The 15,925-nt window shown below is 69.4% G+C and carries 14 protein-coding genes; 9 read left to right on the top strand and 5 right to left on the bottom strand.

The window, feature by feature from the left end; translation table 11 throughout:
- Positions 1-487: 487 nt before the first annotated feature.
- Positions 488-1,129, bottom strand: coding sequence for a discoidin domain-containing protein (locus AQJ46_RS55410; protein WP_159064015.1), 642 nt, complete (start codon positions 1,127-1,129; stop codon positions 488-490).
- Positions 1,027-1,416, bottom strand: a complete 390-nt coding sequence (locus tag AQJ46_RS11940; protein ID WP_225887305.1) for a TetR/AcrR family transcriptional regulator — start codon at positions 1,414-1,416, stop codon at positions 1,027-1,029. The genes AQJ46_RS55410 and AQJ46_RS11940 overlap by 103 nt, the downstream gene beginning before the upstream one ends.
- 182 nt (positions 1,417-1,598) lie before the next feature.
- Between AQJ46_RS11940 and AQJ46_RS11935 the strand changes: the two genes are divergently transcribed.
- On the top strand, positions 1,599-2,438 hold the full coding sequence (locus AQJ46_RS11935) for a TauD/TfdA family dioxygenase (protein ID WP_059205528.1): 840 nt from the start codon (positions 1,599-1,601) through the stop codon (positions 2,436-2,438).
- 33 nt (positions 2,439-2,471) lie between these two features.
- Here the strand turns inward: AQJ46_RS11935 and AQJ46_RS11930 are convergent, their stop codons facing one another.
- Entirely contained in the window at positions 2,472-3,071 is a 600-nt protein-coding gene (locus AQJ46_RS11930; RefSeq protein ID WP_059205527.1) for a TetR/AcrR family transcriptional regulator, read from the bottom strand.
- Positions 3,072-3,448: 377 nt separating this feature from the next.
- Between AQJ46_RS11930 and AQJ46_RS57175 the strand changes: the two genes are divergently transcribed.
- The 8 genes from AQJ46_RS57175 (at position 3,449) to AQJ46_RS11890 (ending at position 10,756) form a co-directional block, all read left to right on the top strand.
- Positions 3,449-3,823: a molybdopterin-dependent oxidoreductase gene (locus AQJ46_RS57175; protein WP_225887304.1), complete on the top strand. Its 375-nt coding sequence runs from the start codon at positions 3,449-3,451 to the stop codon at positions 3,821-3,823.
- 393 nt (positions 3,824-4,216) lie between these two features.
- Positions 4,217-5,257 carry an aromatic ring-hydroxylating oxygenase subunit alpha gene (locus AQJ46_RS11920; RefSeq protein ID WP_059205525.1) on the top strand — a complete coding sequence of 347 codons (1,041 nt, stop codon included), beginning with the start codon at positions 4,217-4,219 and terminating at the stop codon, positions 5,255-5,257.
- A gap of 9 nt (positions 5,258-5,266) precedes the next feature.
- Positions 5,267-6,292 (top strand): PDR/VanB family oxidoreductase, encoded by a 1,026-nt coding sequence (locus AQJ46_RS11915; protein WP_063803795.1) that lies wholly within the window; start codon positions 5,267-5,269, stop codon positions 6,290-6,292.
- 132 nt (positions 6,293-6,424) lie between these two features.
- Positions 6,425-7,531, top strand: coding sequence for an ABC transporter substrate-binding protein (locus AQJ46_RS11910; RefSeq protein ID WP_059205524.1), 1,107 nt, complete (start codon positions 6,425-6,427; stop codon positions 7,529-7,531).
- 81 nt (positions 7,532-7,612) lie between these two features.
- Positions 7,613-8,485: an ABC transporter ATP-binding protein gene (locus tag AQJ46_RS11905; RefSeq protein WP_059205523.1), complete on the top strand. Its 873-nt coding sequence runs from the start codon at positions 7,613-7,615 to the stop codon at positions 8,483-8,485.
- Positions 8,482-9,261: an ABC transporter permease gene (locus tag AQJ46_RS11900; protein WP_059205522.1), complete on the top strand. Its 780-nt coding sequence runs from the start codon at positions 8,482-8,484 to the stop codon at positions 9,259-9,261. Before AQJ46_RS11905 ends, AQJ46_RS11900 begins: the two co-directional genes overlap by 4 nt.
- Entirely contained in the window at positions 9,258-10,109 is an 852-nt protein-coding gene (locus AQJ46_RS11895; protein ID WP_059205521.1) for an ABC transporter permease, read from the top strand. Before AQJ46_RS11900 ends, AQJ46_RS11895 begins: the two co-directional genes overlap by 4 nt.
- 32 nt (positions 10,110-10,141) lie before the next feature.
- Complete coding sequence (locus tag AQJ46_RS11890) at positions 10,142-10,756, top strand: nucleoside deaminase (RefSeq protein ID WP_059205520.1); 615 nt, start codon at positions 10,142-10,144, stop codon at positions 10,754-10,756.
- A 1,248-nt stretch (positions 10,757-12,004) separates the two neighbouring features.
- On the opposite strand, the gene AQJ46_RS11880 is transcribed toward AQJ46_RS11890, so the two are convergent.
- Together AQJ46_RS11880 and AQJ46_RS11875 are read right to left on the bottom strand one after the other, a co-directional pair.
- Complete coding sequence (locus AQJ46_RS11880) at positions 12,005-14,074, bottom strand: amylo-alpha-1,6-glucosidase (RefSeq protein ID WP_225887303.1); 2,070 nt, start codon at positions 14,072-14,074, stop codon at positions 12,005-12,007.
- A gap of 198 nt (positions 14,075-14,272) precedes the next feature.
- Positions 14,273-15,889, bottom strand: coding sequence for a glycoside hydrolase family 13 protein (locus AQJ46_RS11875; protein WP_059205518.1), 1,617 nt, complete (start codon positions 15,887-15,889; stop codon positions 14,273-14,275).
- Positions 15,890-15,925: the final 36 nt, after the last annotated feature.

The raw sequence follows: 15,925 nt of genomic DNA, 5'->3' as shown, positions 1-15,925 counted from the left end.
GGATTCAGTCCGTCCAGGCGAAGTTGACGATCCGATAGGACAAAATGAACGTTTCCGCAGGTCAGATGGCTACGCAAGCGGGGCGGGTGGGACTCGAACCCACGGCCGGCGGATTATGAGTCCATTGGGGATCTTGACGGCCCTTGTCGATCCATGCTCATCTTGGCCGTTTTACCAGGTCAGACGCCATTTGGCGGCTCAGCCCTTCTCGGCCCTTGTCAGTCTTTTCCGATCCTTGTGTCCAACCTGCGTCCGGAACGCGTCCCGGAGGGACAGGCCCGGCCGGGTATCGAGACGATCGCCCAGCTCGGGAGCGTCTCTCCAGCTCACCCGCAGCGGATTCACCTTCCAACGCGCAGATGCTCTGTCTCGGGCTATGCCCCGGGCCGCAGGACTTGATGCAGCCCTACGCCCGGGCCAGCGAGCTGACCCGGGCGTGGGAGCGCGCTTTAGGTGCTCAGTCGTATGCGTTGAACTCGGCGATCGATCACCAGTTGCCGGCGCTGCCGGTGTTGACCACCTTGACGTAGCGCGCCGTCTGCGGCGCGAAGGTCACGGCCTCGATTTGCTGGCCGTCGGAGCGGAGGGCGGCAACCTCGGTCCATTTCGTGCCATTCGATGACACGAACACGTCCGCGCCTCGCGCGTAGTCACCGGTACCACTGCCCGAATCCAGGGCGATGGTGTTGAAGGTCTGCGCTTTACCCATGTCCACTTCCACCCACTGGCCAGATTCCTGCCCGGTTCCGGAGCTGTAGCGGGTGTCGGTGTCATCGTCGATCATGTTCGCGAGCACATCGGTGGCGTACGGGCTGAGCTTCGACGCCTTCGCGGTCCAGCCGGTCTTCGAAAGCGCAGTGCCCAGGCCGTTGACGGTGAACGTGGAGTCGCCTGCGGACTGCCCGCCGGCTCCGTTCACCGACACCTTGTAGGTGTCCGACGGGAGTTCGTCCGGAACGTACGCGCTGATGCTGGTGTCGGACCAGCCGGCGATGTCGGCGTGGATCCCTCCGAAGTACACGGTGCTCAGGCCGTGGGTCTCGCCGAAGTGAGAACCGGTGATCGTGAACTTGGAGCCCGGAACGCCGGGTCCGGGTGGTGCTCGCCGACGTTCCAGTACTCGAACCACATCCGCCAGTGCCGGTCGGTGTCCTCGGTGAACAACGCGTCGACCAGCAGCCGCAGCCCCTCCGCCCCGCTGGTGGCCCGGTCCGCGGCCTCGCTCAGACCCGTGTAGTACCGCTCGATCTGCAGCACCATCGCCTCGGAGAGGATCTCCTGCACGCTGCCTAAGTGGCAGCTGACCGTGCCGACGGACACCCCGGCCGCGGCGGCGACGTCCCGGACCCCGACCGAGGCGTAGCCTCGCTCTGCGATCAGCGGGACCGCCGCCTCGACGATGAGCCTGCGACGCACCTCGGTGGCTGCCGGGTGCCCAACCCGGGACAGTCCGTGGACTGCACACATCTCGGTACAGCTCGGTCCGCGTGGGCAACTCAAAGCACGCGGGTGCGTGACTTCGGTGAAACATGGGGCTTCTACTCTCATTGAACCGGTTGGTTCAATCAGGCTTGGTTTCGCGGGCTTCAGGAGGCGCCGTGTCGGACGTCAGCACCGCAAGTTTCATCCCGCGCAGAGTAACCGGCCCACAGGAGGCGGCAGAGGTGCTCGCCGCCGAGGGCGCGGCCATTATGACCGGGCTGGCGGACGAGGAGAAGGCGGTCGCGATGGGCCGCGCGATCATGGGGGACCGGGCTGTGCGTTGCGGTACCCAGTTCGAGGCGACGAAGGAGGGCGCCCGGGTAGAGGCGATGAAGATGAAGGCGCAGCCCGCCGACAGGCGCGGCCGCAAACGCGACGCCGCCGACTCGACCGAGGAGCGGATGGTCGCCCACAACGACGGCTTCGCTTTCGGTGACTACGCCCCCGACCATCTGTTCCTGTGGTGCGAGCGGCCCGCGGCCAGCGGCGGCGACTCCTTCCTGATCGACACCTCCCGGCTGCTGGACCTGCTGGCCGCCGATCCCGGCAGTGCCGCGCTTGCCGATTTCTGCCGCACTGTCGACATCGACCACTCCGAGCCCAACTACCCGCAGGGCAGCTTCTCGCCGATCGTCCGGCAGACCCCGTCGGGCCGCTTCCAGGGCCGTCACCATCCCTATCTCGCTCCGGTCGAGGGCCCGTTGGAGCCGGAGCACTGGACGTATGTGCGCGCCTGGCAGGACGCGGTCGTCGCAGCCCGTGACAGCGGGCCGATGTTCCGAGTGGGCCCGGGCGAGATGATCTGCATTGACAACTACCGGGTGTTGCACGGCAGGGACGGCTACAGCGACCCGCTGCGCAAGGTCTGTTCGATCTGGGGCTGGAGCCAGGACGCGGTCGCGGTTCCGGACGGCCCGCTGGACATTGTCGTCCCCCGGATCCCGATGGCATCTTGAAACCCAGTCGTTCCAGGGATATGTGACGGGGTATCAGGATCTGGGAGCGGCGGCCGTCGCCCGTCGTGCGATCGACTCGGCGGCGGACGCGATCACCCGATCGGTCCCGGCCCGGTCGCCCGAGGTGATCAGGTCCAGTTGCAGGCCGCGCCACAACGCGACCAGTTCCCGGGCCAGATCGTCCGCGGCGGCCTTCGGCACGCCGCCGCCGCCCAGTGATGCCGCAAGTTGTTCGCGCCACTCGCTGCCTACCGACCCCAGGAAGCTGTCGAACCGGCCGCGTCGATGCGCGGCCAGGCCCAGTACCTCGAAGAACGTCCGGTGGAACGGCAGGTTCTCGGCTGCCGCCACTGCGTCCCAGGCCGCGGTGATCCGCTCACGCAGCGGGCGCAGCTGGTCGTCCATGATGACGAACGCCTCGCTGAGAATCGGGAAGCGCCCGCTCGCCTCGGCCAGCGCGGCCGTGATCAGCTCCTCCTTGGAGCCGAAGTAGTACAGCAGCATGCGATTGTTGGTGCCGATCGCGCTGCCGAGCTTGCGCAGGGTCAAGTCCGCGACGCCGTGCTCCAGGACGTAGTCCGCGGTCAGCCTCAGTAGGCGACCACGTTCGGACAGGGCCGGGGTATCGGGCATGGCCAGCACATTACCCGCAGCTCAAGGGGTGTCACCGAGCGGCTCGGGGCCCGACGGGACACTCATGGACACGGCGGCCTTCAGCAGCGCCTCGGCCCGCAGCCAGGGATTGAGCACATGCACCCACGGCTGATCACCTGGCTGCCCGGATTGGATGGCCTGTCTCCCCCTACCGGCCCGTCTCCCGGTTCTGCCCCGAACGCCGGAACGTGGGTGTCGCTGACGCCACCTCCGCCGGCTCCGAACACAACTGAACGTCCGAGGACCGCACCGCACTCCCCCATGTCACGGTCGTCACCGACCCGTACTGCGCGACCGGCCCCACCTCCAGCGACCACGAAACGTACAGCATCCCCACGACGGCCGTCCTGGACCTGATGCCGCCTGCACCGGAAATCACACATGCCATGGCCCGGGCGGAGTTCCGCTACTCCGCCAACCTCCGCCTCACCGGCTTCAGCGCCCCCGGCGCCCTCCTGGCCACACACCACAACGGCGAGCCCCTCACCGCCGAACACGGCTTCCCACTCCGCCTGGTCGAGCCCGGCCCATTCGACTGCAAGAACCCCAAGGGCTGTGCGGAATCGAGTACCTCGCCGAGGACACCCGTCCTGGCCGACTACGACGCGAGTGTTGCTGTGCTGGGTCATCGAGCCCATTCCCGTGACACGAAGACTCCATTGGGTGCCGCGGTTCCGCGGGCGCTCGCTTCGGCGCCCCGAGCCAAACCCGGGCATGGAATCCGTAAGTAACAAACACGGAATGGCAGGGCAATCTCCGTGCGTCAGTCTCGGCTTGGTCGTCGGGCGACAGACAGTCGGCACTGAGCACGGAGGGATGCGCGATGAGCTTTGTCAGCGCGTGCAGCACGGACCTCCGGTGCCGTGCCCACCAGTCGGCCTGGACGCGCGGACGCGTGGCGCACGGTTCACATCCGGAGTCCGAGGGCTCTCACAACTGACCTCGTACCGATGACCGCGGCCGGTGCCCTGCACTGTCTGCGGTTCCTCGGTGCCTCTGCCCCGGGATCGGCCTCTCGCCGCACTCTTACGCCGCGCACTTGTCCCATGCCGTCGTACTGGCGTGCGCGCCTCACAGGTGTCCATGTGGCCGTTCCCAGCCGCGCTACGCAGAAGGATTTCCGCATGACCACTGCTCCACCCCGGCCTGCCCTGCCCCGCGACTGCACGTTCGATGCCGACGACTGGGCGATCCTCGCCCAGCACTGGTACCCGGTCGCCCTGTCGAGCGAGATCGGCGACGCCCCGGCCGCCGTGCGCCTGCTCGACGAGACCCTCGTGGCCTATCGGGTGGGCGGCAGCGTGGTCGTGGCCCACGACATCTGCCCGCACCGCGGCGTTCCGCTGAGCCTCGGCGGTGGCGACGGGACCGGCATCACCTGCGCCTATCACGGGCTGCGGTTCGGCGAGGGCGGCCGGTGCGTGCAGGTGCCGGCCCATCCGGAGTCGAAGATCCCGTCCCGGCTGAACCTGCGGACCTACCCCGTCGTCGAGCGGTACGGGCTGGTGTGGACATGCCTGCGCCCCGAGCCCGGCACGGCCCCGGTGATCCCGGCCATGGCCCACTGGGACGAGGCGGGCTTCCAGCAGATCAACTGCCCCTGGATCGACATCGCCGCGTTCGCCGGCCGCCAGGTCGAGGGCTTCCTCGACGTCGCCCACTTCGGCTTCGTCCACCTCGACTCCTTCGGCGACCCCGACAACGTGGAGGTCCCCGACTACACACCGGTACGCCACCAGTACGGCCACTCCGTCGACTACTGGAGCACCGTCAGCAACTACCCGCACGGCACCAGGCAGGCCCCGCCCGGCTACCGGTGGCTGCGCCACTTCGACGTGCACCTGCCGTTCACGGCCACGCTCGTCGTGCACTTCCCCGACGGCGGCCTGCTCAACATCATGAACGCCGCTTCCCCCGTCTCCGCCCGCCAGACCCGCATGTTCGCGCCCATCGCCCGCAACTTCGACACCGACCAGCCCGTCCAGGCCGTATACGACTTCAACCGCAGGGTCTTCGAGGAGGACCGCGCCGTCGTCGAGGTCCAGAAACCCGAGAGCCTCCCCCTCGACCCGAAACTCGAAGTGCACATCCCCGCCGACCGCAGCTCCATCGCCTACCGCCGCGGCCTCCGCGACATGGGCCTGAGCCACTTCTTCACCGCGTAGGGGCCCACCGTGCAGACACTCGACGTCATCGTCCACACGATCTCCCTCGCCTCCAGCACCAGCCGCAGTTATGAACTCCGGGCGGCGGACGGCGGGGCCCTGCCGTCCTTCGAGGCCGGCGCCCACATCGACGTCCATCTCGGGCCCTCCCTCGTCCGTCAGTACTCCCTGTGCAACTCCCCCCGGGAAAAAGGCCGTTACCTGATCTGCGTACGGCGTGACGACGCCGGCCGGGGCGGCTCCCGCACCCTGCACCGAGACCTCACCGTGGGCCGACGGCTACGGATCTCGCCCCCGCGCAACCACTTCCCGCTCGTGGCGGCCGGGCATCACGTGCTCGTCGCGGGCGGTATCGGCATCACACCCGTGCTGTCGATGGCCGAAGCCCTGGCCGCGCGGGGAGCGTCGTTCGTCCTGCACCACTACACCTCCAGCGCGGCGGAGGCCCCCCTGCTGGAGCGGCTCCAGAGCTCCGCTCTCGGCGAGCGGGCAGTGGTCCACCACAGCGACCAGGGGGACACCGTCCGCGCGGGGCTGCCCGCCGAACTGCAGGTCCCGGAAGCGGACACGGCCGTCTACGTCTGCGGGCCCGACGGTTTCATGACTCACGTCGTGGCCGAGGCGACCGCTGCGGGCTGGCACCCCGGGCAGCTTCACACCGAACGCTTCGCCCCGACGGCTCCGCCATCCGCCGAAGCCGAAGCCGAAGCCGGAGACGGAGACGGAGACAGAGACAGAGACAGAGACGGAGCGAAAGCCGGAGTCGCCGCCGAATTCACCGTACGGATCGCGAGCACCGGCACCGGCTATCGCGTCCCCGCCGACCGCACCATCGCCGAGGTCCTCACCGCCCACGGCGTCGAGGTCGAGCTCTCCTGCGAGCAGGGAATCTGCGGCGCCTGCCTCACCCCCGTCCTGGCCGGCGAGCCCGACCACCGCGACGAGGTCCAGACCCCGGACGAGCGCGCGGCGGGCGACCGGATCACCATCTGCTGCTCCCGCGCCCGTAGCCCCGAACTCCTCCTCGGCCTCTGACCTGGGGTCTCTGATCCCAGGTCAGCCGCCCGACCGGAGACCGGCCCGGCACTGTCCGGGCCTTGCCCCATCCACGTTCCTCATATCCGCCAGGAGCCGGTGCCGACCCGGCCAGTGAAAGGAAAGCGCGCCATGACCACAAGTACGAACAGTGACGACAGAGCGTTCGCCGCCACCGACCGCCGTCTCTTCCTCAGACGGGGACTGCAGCTGGGCGGTGCCGTACTGCTCGGCGGTCCGCTGCTGGCCGCGTGCGGCGGTTCCGACTCGTCGTCCTCCACCTCCTCCCCCACGGCCTCCGGTTCCAAGAGTTTCGGTGAGCTGACGCTCCGGCTGTCGTGGATCAAGAACGTCGAGTTCGCGGGCAGCTACATCGCGGACAGCAAGGGCTACTACACGGACGAGGGCTTCTCGAAGGCCACGCTGATCGGCGGCGGCCCGTCCGCGACGCCGATGGAGACGGACGTCGTCACCAAGAAGGCGCTCGTGGCGATCAGCGCCCCCGACATCACAGGCGCGGCCGTCGCCAAGGGCGCGCCACTGAAGATCATCGGTGCGCAGTACCAGAAGAACCCGTTCTGCATCATGTCGATGGCCAAGGCCCCGATCGCCAAGCCGGAGGACATGTACGGCAAGAAGATCGGAGTCCAGGCGGGCAACGAGTCCGTGTGGGCGGCGTACATCAAGGCGACAGGGCTCGACGAGTCGAAGATCACGAAGGTGCCGGTGCAGTTCGACCCGCTGCCCCTGACCCAGGGCACCGTGGACGGCTGGTTCTCCTTCGTGACGAACGAGCCGAACACCCTGCGCCTGAAGGGATTCAAGGTCGCGACGATGCTGCTCGCCGACACCGGCTATCCGCTGGTCTCGGAGACGTACTGCGTCCGCCAGGACACCATCGACAAGCAGCGTGACCTGCTCAAGGCGTTCCTGCGCGCGGAGATCAAGGGCTGGAAGGCGAACATCGCCGACCCGGCGCTCGGCGCGAAGCTCGCGGCCGAGACGTACGGCAAGGGGCTCGGGCTGACGACCAAGGAGCAGACCCTTGAGTCCAAGGACGAGAGCGCGCTGATGGTGAGCGCCGACACCAAGAAGAACGGCCTGTTCACGATCACGCCGGAGCTGGTCGAGGAGAACCTCAAGACGCTGAAGTACGGCGGCCTCGACCTCACCGCCGCGAAGCTCTTCGACCTCTCGATCCTCGAAGAGGTCTACAAGGAGGACCCCAGCCTCATCTGAGGCCCCCGGCGGTACCGGTGCGGCCCCGTCGGCCCGCCGGTACCGGCTTCCCCTACCCGCACCGCACACAGAGGTCATCTGATGAGTACCGCAGCAGCCGTTCCCGAGGCATCCGACGACTCCGGAGGGTCGGCCGACACCGGCACCGGGCTGTCCCTGCGCGGGCTGAGCAAGGAGTTCAAGCTCGGCCGACAGCGCGTACCCGCACTGGCCGGCGTCGACCTGGACACGACTGAGGGTCAGTTCCTCGCGCTGCTGGGGCCGTCGGGCTGCGGCAAGTCGACCGTGTTGCGGATCCTCGCCGGGCTCGACAGCCCCACCTCCGGTACGGCCCTCGTGCACGGCGAGGACCCGGAGGCGGCCCGCAAACGGCATCACCTGGGCATAGCCTTCCAGGACGCCGCGCTGCTGCCGTGGCGCTCGGTCGCCGCCAACATCCGGCTCCCGCTGGAGATCAGCGGCATCAAGGCCGACCCGGCGGCGATCTCCGACCTCATCCAGCTGGTCGGCCTCGAAGGCTTCGAGAAGGCACGCCCCGCCCAGCTCTCCGGCGGCATGCGGCAACGCGTCGCCATCGCCCGCTCGCTGGTCGTCGACCCCAAGGTGCTGTTGCTGGACGAACCGTTCGGCGCGCTGGACGACATGACCCGCCAGCGGCTCAACCTCGAACTCCAGCGCATCTGGCAGGCCCGCGCGGTGACCACCCTGCTCGTCACGCACTCCATCAACGAGGCCGTGCTGCTGAGCGACACCGTCGCGGTCATGTCGCCCCGTCCGGGCCGGATCGTGGAGAAGGTCACCATCGACCTGCCCCGTCCCCGCACACCGGAGATGATGCGCTCCCTCGAATTCCACGCGTATGCCGACCAGTTGTCGGAACTCCTCTTCGGCCGCGCCGACCCGCCCGCCGACAGCGCCGCCGACGCTCCCGATCCCGCGGTGGAGGCGTCATGAGTGCGCGGCGTTCCGCCTGGGCCGGCGGCGCCGTCGGCATCGCGGCTCTGATCGGGGCGTGGTCGCTGCTGTCCACCACGGTCGTCGGCACCGGGGACGGCGTGCCCACCCCCTGGGCGGTCGTGGCGAGCGTGTTCGACGACGGCTGGACCTTCTACAGCCCGCATGTCGAGCAGACCGTCGGCGAGGCCCTGACCGGCTATCTGGTCGGCAACGGGCTGGCGCTGGGTCTGGCCGTACTGGTGCTGCTGGTGCCCGTGCTGGAGCGGGTGATCACGCAGATCGCGGTGGCCTCGTACTGCCTGCCCATCGTGGCGATCGGCCCGATCCTGTCCCTCGTCCTCGACGGGGACAAACCGATGTCGGCGATGGCCGGGCTGTCGGTCTTCTTCACCACCCTCATCGGCGCACTGCTCGGGCTGCGCTCGGCCGACCCGGCCGCGCTCGACCTGGTACGCGCCTACGGCGGCGGCCGCTGGCAGCAGATGCTGCGGGTCCGCCTGATCGCCGCGCTGCCCAGCATCCTGGCCGCACTCAAGATCGCAGGTCCGGCGGCGCTGCTCGGCGCGATCATCGGCGAGTACCTCGGCCGCGTCGACAGCGGCCTCGGTATCGCCATGACCATCGCCCAGCAGCAGCTCGACGTGCCCCGCACCTGGGGCATCGCCCTGGTCTCCGGCGCGGTGGCAGGAATCGCGTACGGCGCGGTCGGGCTGGTCGCCCGCTACGCCCTGCCGTGGTCGCGCACGACGACAGTGGAAGGCGGAGGCGCATGAGCACCGCGACGGAGACGGAGACCGGGACCAGGAGGCAGACGGCCCCCGCGTTGCGCCTGGCGGCGGGCGTGCTGCGCCCGCTGCTGAACGTGATCGTGACGATGGCGGCCGTCGTCGTCCTGTGGATCGTCTTCCTTCAGGTCTACGACCTGGACCCGCTGGTGGCCAAGTCACCGGTCGACATCTTGCACTACTTGTTCACCGGCCCGGACGCGGGCGCCCACCGCTCCCTGGTCTCCTCCGGTCTGGGCCGCACGCTGCTCGACGCCGGGTCCGGCTTCGTGGCCGGGCTGGCGGCGGCGGTCGGGGTGGCGGTCGTCTTCGTACTGTCCCGGAGCGTCGAGCAGGCGCTGCTGCCGATGGCGGTCGTCCTGCGGTCGGTGCCCCTGGTGGCGATGACCCCGCTCATCACGCTCGTCTTCGGACGGGGCCTGACGGCCACCACCGTCATCAGCGGCCTGGTCGTCTTCTTCCCCGCCCTGGTCACCATGACCTTCGGCCTGCGCTCCGCCTCCCGTCAGGCGGCCGATCTGTGCCGCGCGTACGGCGCCGGAGACTGGACCGTCGCCCGCAAGGTCATGCTGCCCAGCGCGGTCCCCGCGTTCTTCGCCAGCGCCCGCGTCGGCGTCCCCGGAGCCCTGATCGGCGCGCTGCTCGCCGAATGGCTCTCCACCGGACAAGGCCTCGGCTACGCCATGCTCAAGGACTCCTCCACCTTCGACTACGACCACCTCTGGGCCTCGGTCGCGGTCCTCACCGCGGTGTCCGCGCTGGCGTACAACATCATCGCGGCCATCGAGACCGTCGCCCTGGCCCGCTTCGCGCCCAACATCCGTCCGGGCACCTGATCCCGTCCCGCCTGCAACTGGAGACCTGCGCATTGGATGCCTCCGCCTTCGCCACCACCTTCGGCGCCCAACTCCCCCCATGGGTGCTGACCGAACTGGCCGACGCGCCCGAGACCCTGCCCACCGACGAAGACCGTGTCCGTCTCACCAACCGTCTCGCTGAACGCAACCACCGCGAGGACACCGGCGGGCCATTCGCCGCCCTCGTCGTGGAGACGGGGACCGGACGACTCGTGTCGGCCGGCGTCAACCTCGTACTGTCCTCAGGTCTCTCCTCCACCCACGCCGAGGTAGTCGCCATCTCCCTCGCGCAGACCCGGCTGGGCGCATGGGACCTCGGCGCCCCGGGCGGCCCTGATCTTGAACTGGTCGTCAACTGGCGCCCCTGCGCCATGTGTTATGGCGCCGCGATGTGGTCCGGAATCCGGCGTCTGGTCATCGCCGGAGAAGGCCCCGAGGTGGAACAACTCACCGGCTTCGACGAGGGCCCCATGCGCGAGGACTGGGCCGAGCAGTTCGAGCAGCGTGGCATCCAGGTCGTGTCCGGCGTGCTTCGTGACGAGGCAGTCACGGTCTTCCAGGCCTACGGCGAACGCGAGGATGCCGTCATCTACAACGCGCGCGGGTCCGTGACCGTCACCTCGTAGTCGGCCCGGGTCGCGTCCCCGACCACTGGACACCCTGGCCGACCAGTTGCTAGACCGTGCCCACGCGGCGGGATCCGTACCATGGCTTCGGAAAATCGCCGCTGACGCCGTAAGGCCGTTCCCTCTTGAGGCATTTTCAGTGCCCCCGGGTCCACGCACCAGGGGCACCCGCATCCGACAGCCTCCAGTGCCGGCCCGGCACTCGACTGTCCACGCTGCAGCTGGCAGCCCATGCCGCACAACAAGCAAACGGGACGACGAACTGGCCCGGAGACACCGACGACTGCCGTCCCGGCCCCTGTACGGCCCCTGGGTCCCGGCATCGACCCTGAGAGCAGTCACCCCGATGGTGAGCGACGACCTCGATCGCTCACTCCGCCGCAGGTCAGAGAGGCTGGGGCTCCCCGACCACCGCCGGACTCCAAACCCACGAGCAGCGGATTCAGTCCGTTCAGGCGAAGTTGACGAACCGACACCCAAAAATGAACGTTTCCGCAGGTCACAGCCCTGCACAGGTGGGGCGGGTGGGACTCGAACCCACGGCCGACGGATTATGAGTCCCTTGGGGATCTTGGCGGCCCTTGCCGATCAGTGCCGATTCACGCCGTTCCTCCAGGTCGGACGTGCTGATCCGTGCCGGCACTATGCAGTGCTTGTCGGTCTGTTCCTGTCCTTGTGGCCCCTCAATGGCCCCTGGGCGTCGATGAGTTGGACGTCTACCACATCAGCAGCCGCGTCCGCCCAGTTCAGCCAAGGGGATAGAACCCTCGCACAGCGGATTTCCCTTCCCACGCGCAGAGGCTCCGCCCCTCTACTCCGGGCGGAGCCTCTGTAGCCATTTCCGCAGGCCAGACGTTGTCTCGTCAGCCTATCCGGCTCAGTCACCTTCTTCCGGAGGAAGCTGGAGAGATCGGGCGGGTGGCGGCTTCGGCGCACGGTGTGGATGGTGAAACCGCCGCCGAGGGCTCTCTCCTCCCATGTACTGATCGACGGCGCGTCGCAATCGTCGGTCACACACGACGGGCTCGGTCGCCCGAAGCCGGCACCTTCCTCCTCCTCGCCACGGCCTTCACCCTCAACGACTTCGCGATGTACGCGGTCGTCTTCAGCCTGGTCCCCCTCATGACGGAACGCGGCGCCGGACCAATGGTCGCAGCGTGGGCCCTCGGTCTCGGCGGTACCGGTCAGACTCTGGGCTGCATGCTGTACGCGCGGCTCACGCGCTGAGGGGGGCTTCGTCGCGCGGCATCAGGGTGTGATCACTGTCAGCTTTTCCGGAGCGTTGATGTCTACCGTTCCGTCCGCTGCGACCGTGACGTCCACCTGGCCTCCGCCGACGTGGAGTCCTTTCACCGTGAGCGGTGCGTACGTCGAGGCGAAGTCGGGCGCGATGGAAACCGTGCCGCCGGGGACGTCCGCGTTCAGGCCCAGGGCTGCTCGGAGTACCAGGATCGCTGAGGCGGCCGCCCATGCCTGTGGTCGGCAGGACGCCGGGTAGGGGGCGGGGTACGGGCTCTGCCGGCTGCCATGGCCGGCGAAGAGTTCGGGGAGGCGGGCGTCGAAGGCCGTCGACGCGGTCAGCAGGCCGGCTGCCAGTGAGGCGGCGGCGTCCGGGAATCCGGCCTTGACCAGGCCGTGTACGGCGATCGCCGTGTCGTGCGGCCAGATCGAGCCGACGTGGTAGCCGTAGGGGTTGAATCCCAACGCGTTGCTGCTCAGGGTGCGCAGGCCGTGGCCTGCGTCGAGGTCGGGTCCGGCGAGGCGTGCCGCGAGCAGGGCGCTCTCCCCGGCGTTGAGCAGTCCGGTGCCGAGGAGGTGGCCGAAGCCGGAGGTGACCGACTCGACCGGCCGGCCGTCGCCGTCGAGCGCGACGGCCGGGTAGGGGCCGTGTTCGTCCGTCACCCAGAAGCGGTCGCGGAAGCGGACCGCGAGCCGCTCGGCCCATGTCTCCCACTCATCGGCCCCCGGGCGGCCGAACGCGCGCAGCAGAGCCGCCCCGCCGAGTGCGGCCTCGTAGGCGTACGCCTGGACCTCGCACAGCGCGATCGGCGCTGTGGCGGGGTGTCCGTCGCGGTGGCGGATGGCGTCGTCGGAGTCCTTCCAGCCCTGGTTGGCCAGGCCCCGGCCGGTGTGGTCGACGTACGTGAGGAAGCCGTTGGTGTCGGCTTGTGTCTGGTCACGCATCCAGGCGAGTGCCGATTCCGCGTGCGGCAGGAGTTGTTCGACTTCCTGGGCGTCCATGCCCCAGCGCCAGGCGTCGTGGAGGAGCGTGATCCACAGCGGGGTGGCGTCGACCGTGCCGTAGTAGACGGGTGGGAGTGTGAGCCGGTCCGCGATCTGCAGGGCGCCGCGGCGCACTTCGTGAAGGATCTTCCCCGGTTGTTCCTCCGAGGTCGGGTCGGTGACGGTGCCCTGGCGGCGGGCGAGGGTGCGCAAGGTGCCGGCGGCGAGATCGGTGCCGAGCGGGAGGAGCATGCGGGCAGCCCAGATCGCGTCGCGGCCGAAGAGGGTCAGGTACCAGGGGGCGCCGGCTGCCAGGAACTGGTCCGGCCGGCCCGTCTGCGGCGACTGCGGGTCCGTCAGGCGCAGCCGCTCCAGGTCGGCGACCGACTGCGCCAGCCAGCGGTCGAAGCGCCGGTCCGCGCTGCGCAGTTCGGGAGTGCTCCAGGGCACTTGGTTCGCGGGCGCGGCCGGGAAATGGTCTCCGTCGTCGTGCGTGGCCGTGGCGGACAGGCGCGCACTCCACGACTGGCCGGGTGCAAGGTGGATCTCGTACGACAGCTGCCCGGCCGGCGCGTCCAGCTCATCCGGTGCCGGGGTGCTGAGCAGGCGGACCGCGAGCCCGCCGTGAGACCAGAACAGCGCGCCTGTATCGGCCTGCGCTTCGGCCGGTACGTCGGCCAGGAGGCGGCCGGACTTCACCTGCTCCATCGGTGCGAGGTCGGTGGATGCTCGCACGGTGAGCCGGAAGCGGACGTGTCGTATGCCGTGGTTGCTGATCTCGAAGGTCTCCTCCAGGCGGCCGGAGGAGACGGTACGGCGCCGGTGCAGGGCGACCACCGGGTCCGCCGTCACCTCGCCCAGGCCCCGCACGACCGCCCGGAAGCCCGCCTGGTCCGCCCCCTCCAACCCGCCCGAGACCGGAGCGAGGGTGCTTGAATCCACGGCCACGGTCAGCCGGGCCAGCGCCCTGGTGTCACCGTGGTAGAAGCCGTCCGCCCCGCCGTCGAGCTGCCCGTCCGCGTGTGAGACCACGAGGCTCGGTGCGCACACCGAGACGACGGCGTCGTGCACGAAGGGCTGCAGGCCCTGCACCACAGGGCCGGGTCCTACAGCCACGGGATCGGAGGTCTGGGACGTGGTGGTGATGTCCAAAGGAGCGGAGCCTCTCGTGGTGGTACTGGCTCGACGGCGCCCGCCGTGCCGAGGGTGGGACCAGGGCCTGTCCGGTCAGCGGGGAGTGACACCGGACAGGCCCTGGCGGTTCGAAGGGGCCGTGGCCCCCATTGCGGGCCGCTATACGGCGAGCCAGACCGCGTGTTCGGGTTCCACCCGTCCGTCCGTGACCGGGCCGCTGGCCAGCAGGATCGCGGTGTGGTCGGGCAGCTGGTACGCCTCGTCCGAGAGGTTGACGACGCAGAGGAAGCCGGGTTCGCGGTGGAAGGCGAGGACGCCTGCGGGGGCGTCTTGCCAGGTTATGGTGCCGTCGCCGAGGGCGGGGTGGTCGCGGCGGAGGCGGAGGGCGGTGCGGTACAGCTCCAGCATCGAGGTGTCGTCGCCGGTCTGTGCCTCCACGCTGCGCCGGCCCCAGTCGGCGGGCTGGGGCAGCCAGGGTCCGGCGTAGGCGTCGTCGGGGCTGAAGCCGAACGGCTCCGTCTGTCCTGACCAGGGGATCGGGACGCGGCAGCCGTCGCGGCCGCGGTCGGTGTGGCCGGAGCGTTCCCAGATGGGGTCCTCAAGGACGTCCAGGGGAAGGTCCTCGACCTCGGGCAGGCCGAGTTCGTCGCCCTGGTAGATGTAGGCGCCGCCGGGCAGGGCGAGCATGAGGAGAGCGGCGGCGCGGGCCCGACGGGTGCCCAGTTCCAGGTCGACGGGGCCCTCCGGCTGGTATCGCTCGTTGGGCACCCAGCGTGCGACGGTCCGGCGTGCGTAGCGGCTGGTGTGGCGCATGACGTCGTGGTTGGAGAGCACCCAGGTGGCCGGGGCGCCGACGCCGCTGAGCATGGCGAGGGAGTCGTCGATGACCGTGCGGAGGTCCTTGGGGTCCCAGCTGGCCATGAGGAAGTCGAAGTTGAAGGCGGTGTGCAGGCCGCCGGGGCGGACGTAGGCGGCGAGGCGTTCGGGGGTGTCGGCCCAGGCTTCGGCGACGAAGGCCCGCTCGCCCGGGAACTCGTCGGCGACCTGGCGCCAGGTGCGGTAGATGTCGTGGACCTCGTCGCGGTCCCAGTGCGGGTGCACGAGCTGTTCGCGTGTCAGGTCGGGCAGTTCGGGGTCCTTGGCGAGTCCGTGGGCGACGTCGATGCGGAAGCCGTCGACGCCCCGGTCGAACCAGAACCGCAGGATGGACTCGAACTCGGCGTGCACGTCGGGGTGCTGCCAGTTGAGGTCGGGCTGCTCGGGTGCGTACAGGTGGAGGTACCACTCGCCGTCGGGCAGTCGGGTCCAGGCCGGTCCGCCGAAGCAGGAGACCCAGTTGTTGGGCGGCTGGGTGCCATCGGGGCCGCGGCCGGGCCGGAAAACGTAACGCTCGCGCTCCGGGCTGCCGGGGCCGGCGTCCAGCGCGGCCTGGAACCAGGCGTGCTCGTCGGAGGTGTGGTTGGGCACGATGTCGGGGATGATGCGGATCCCGTGCTCGTGGGCTTCGGCGATGAGCTGCTCGGCGTCGGCGACCGTGCCGAACAGCGGGTCGATGGCGCGGAAGTCGGCCACGTCGTAGCCGCCGTCCGCCATCGGGGACTCGTACCAGGGATTGATCCACAGGGCGTCCACGCCGAGGGACTTGAGGTACGGCAGGCGGGAGCGCAGGCCGGCGATGTCGCCGACGCCGTCGCCGTCGCCGTCGGCGAAGCTGCGGATGTAGACCTGGTAGATGACGGCACTGCGCCACCAGGGCGAGGGCGTGGTGGAGGACATGGTGCTGAGGGTCCTTCGATAGTGGGGGAAAGTGCG

Source organism: Streptomyces canus (assembly GCF_001514145.1).
Taxonomy (GTDB): Bacteria; Actinomycetota; Actinomycetes; order Streptomycetales; family Streptomycetaceae; genus Streptomyces; species Streptomyces canus.
Note: the sequence above shows the minus strand (reverse complement) of the source record. Positions and strands in the feature narration are given on the sequence as shown.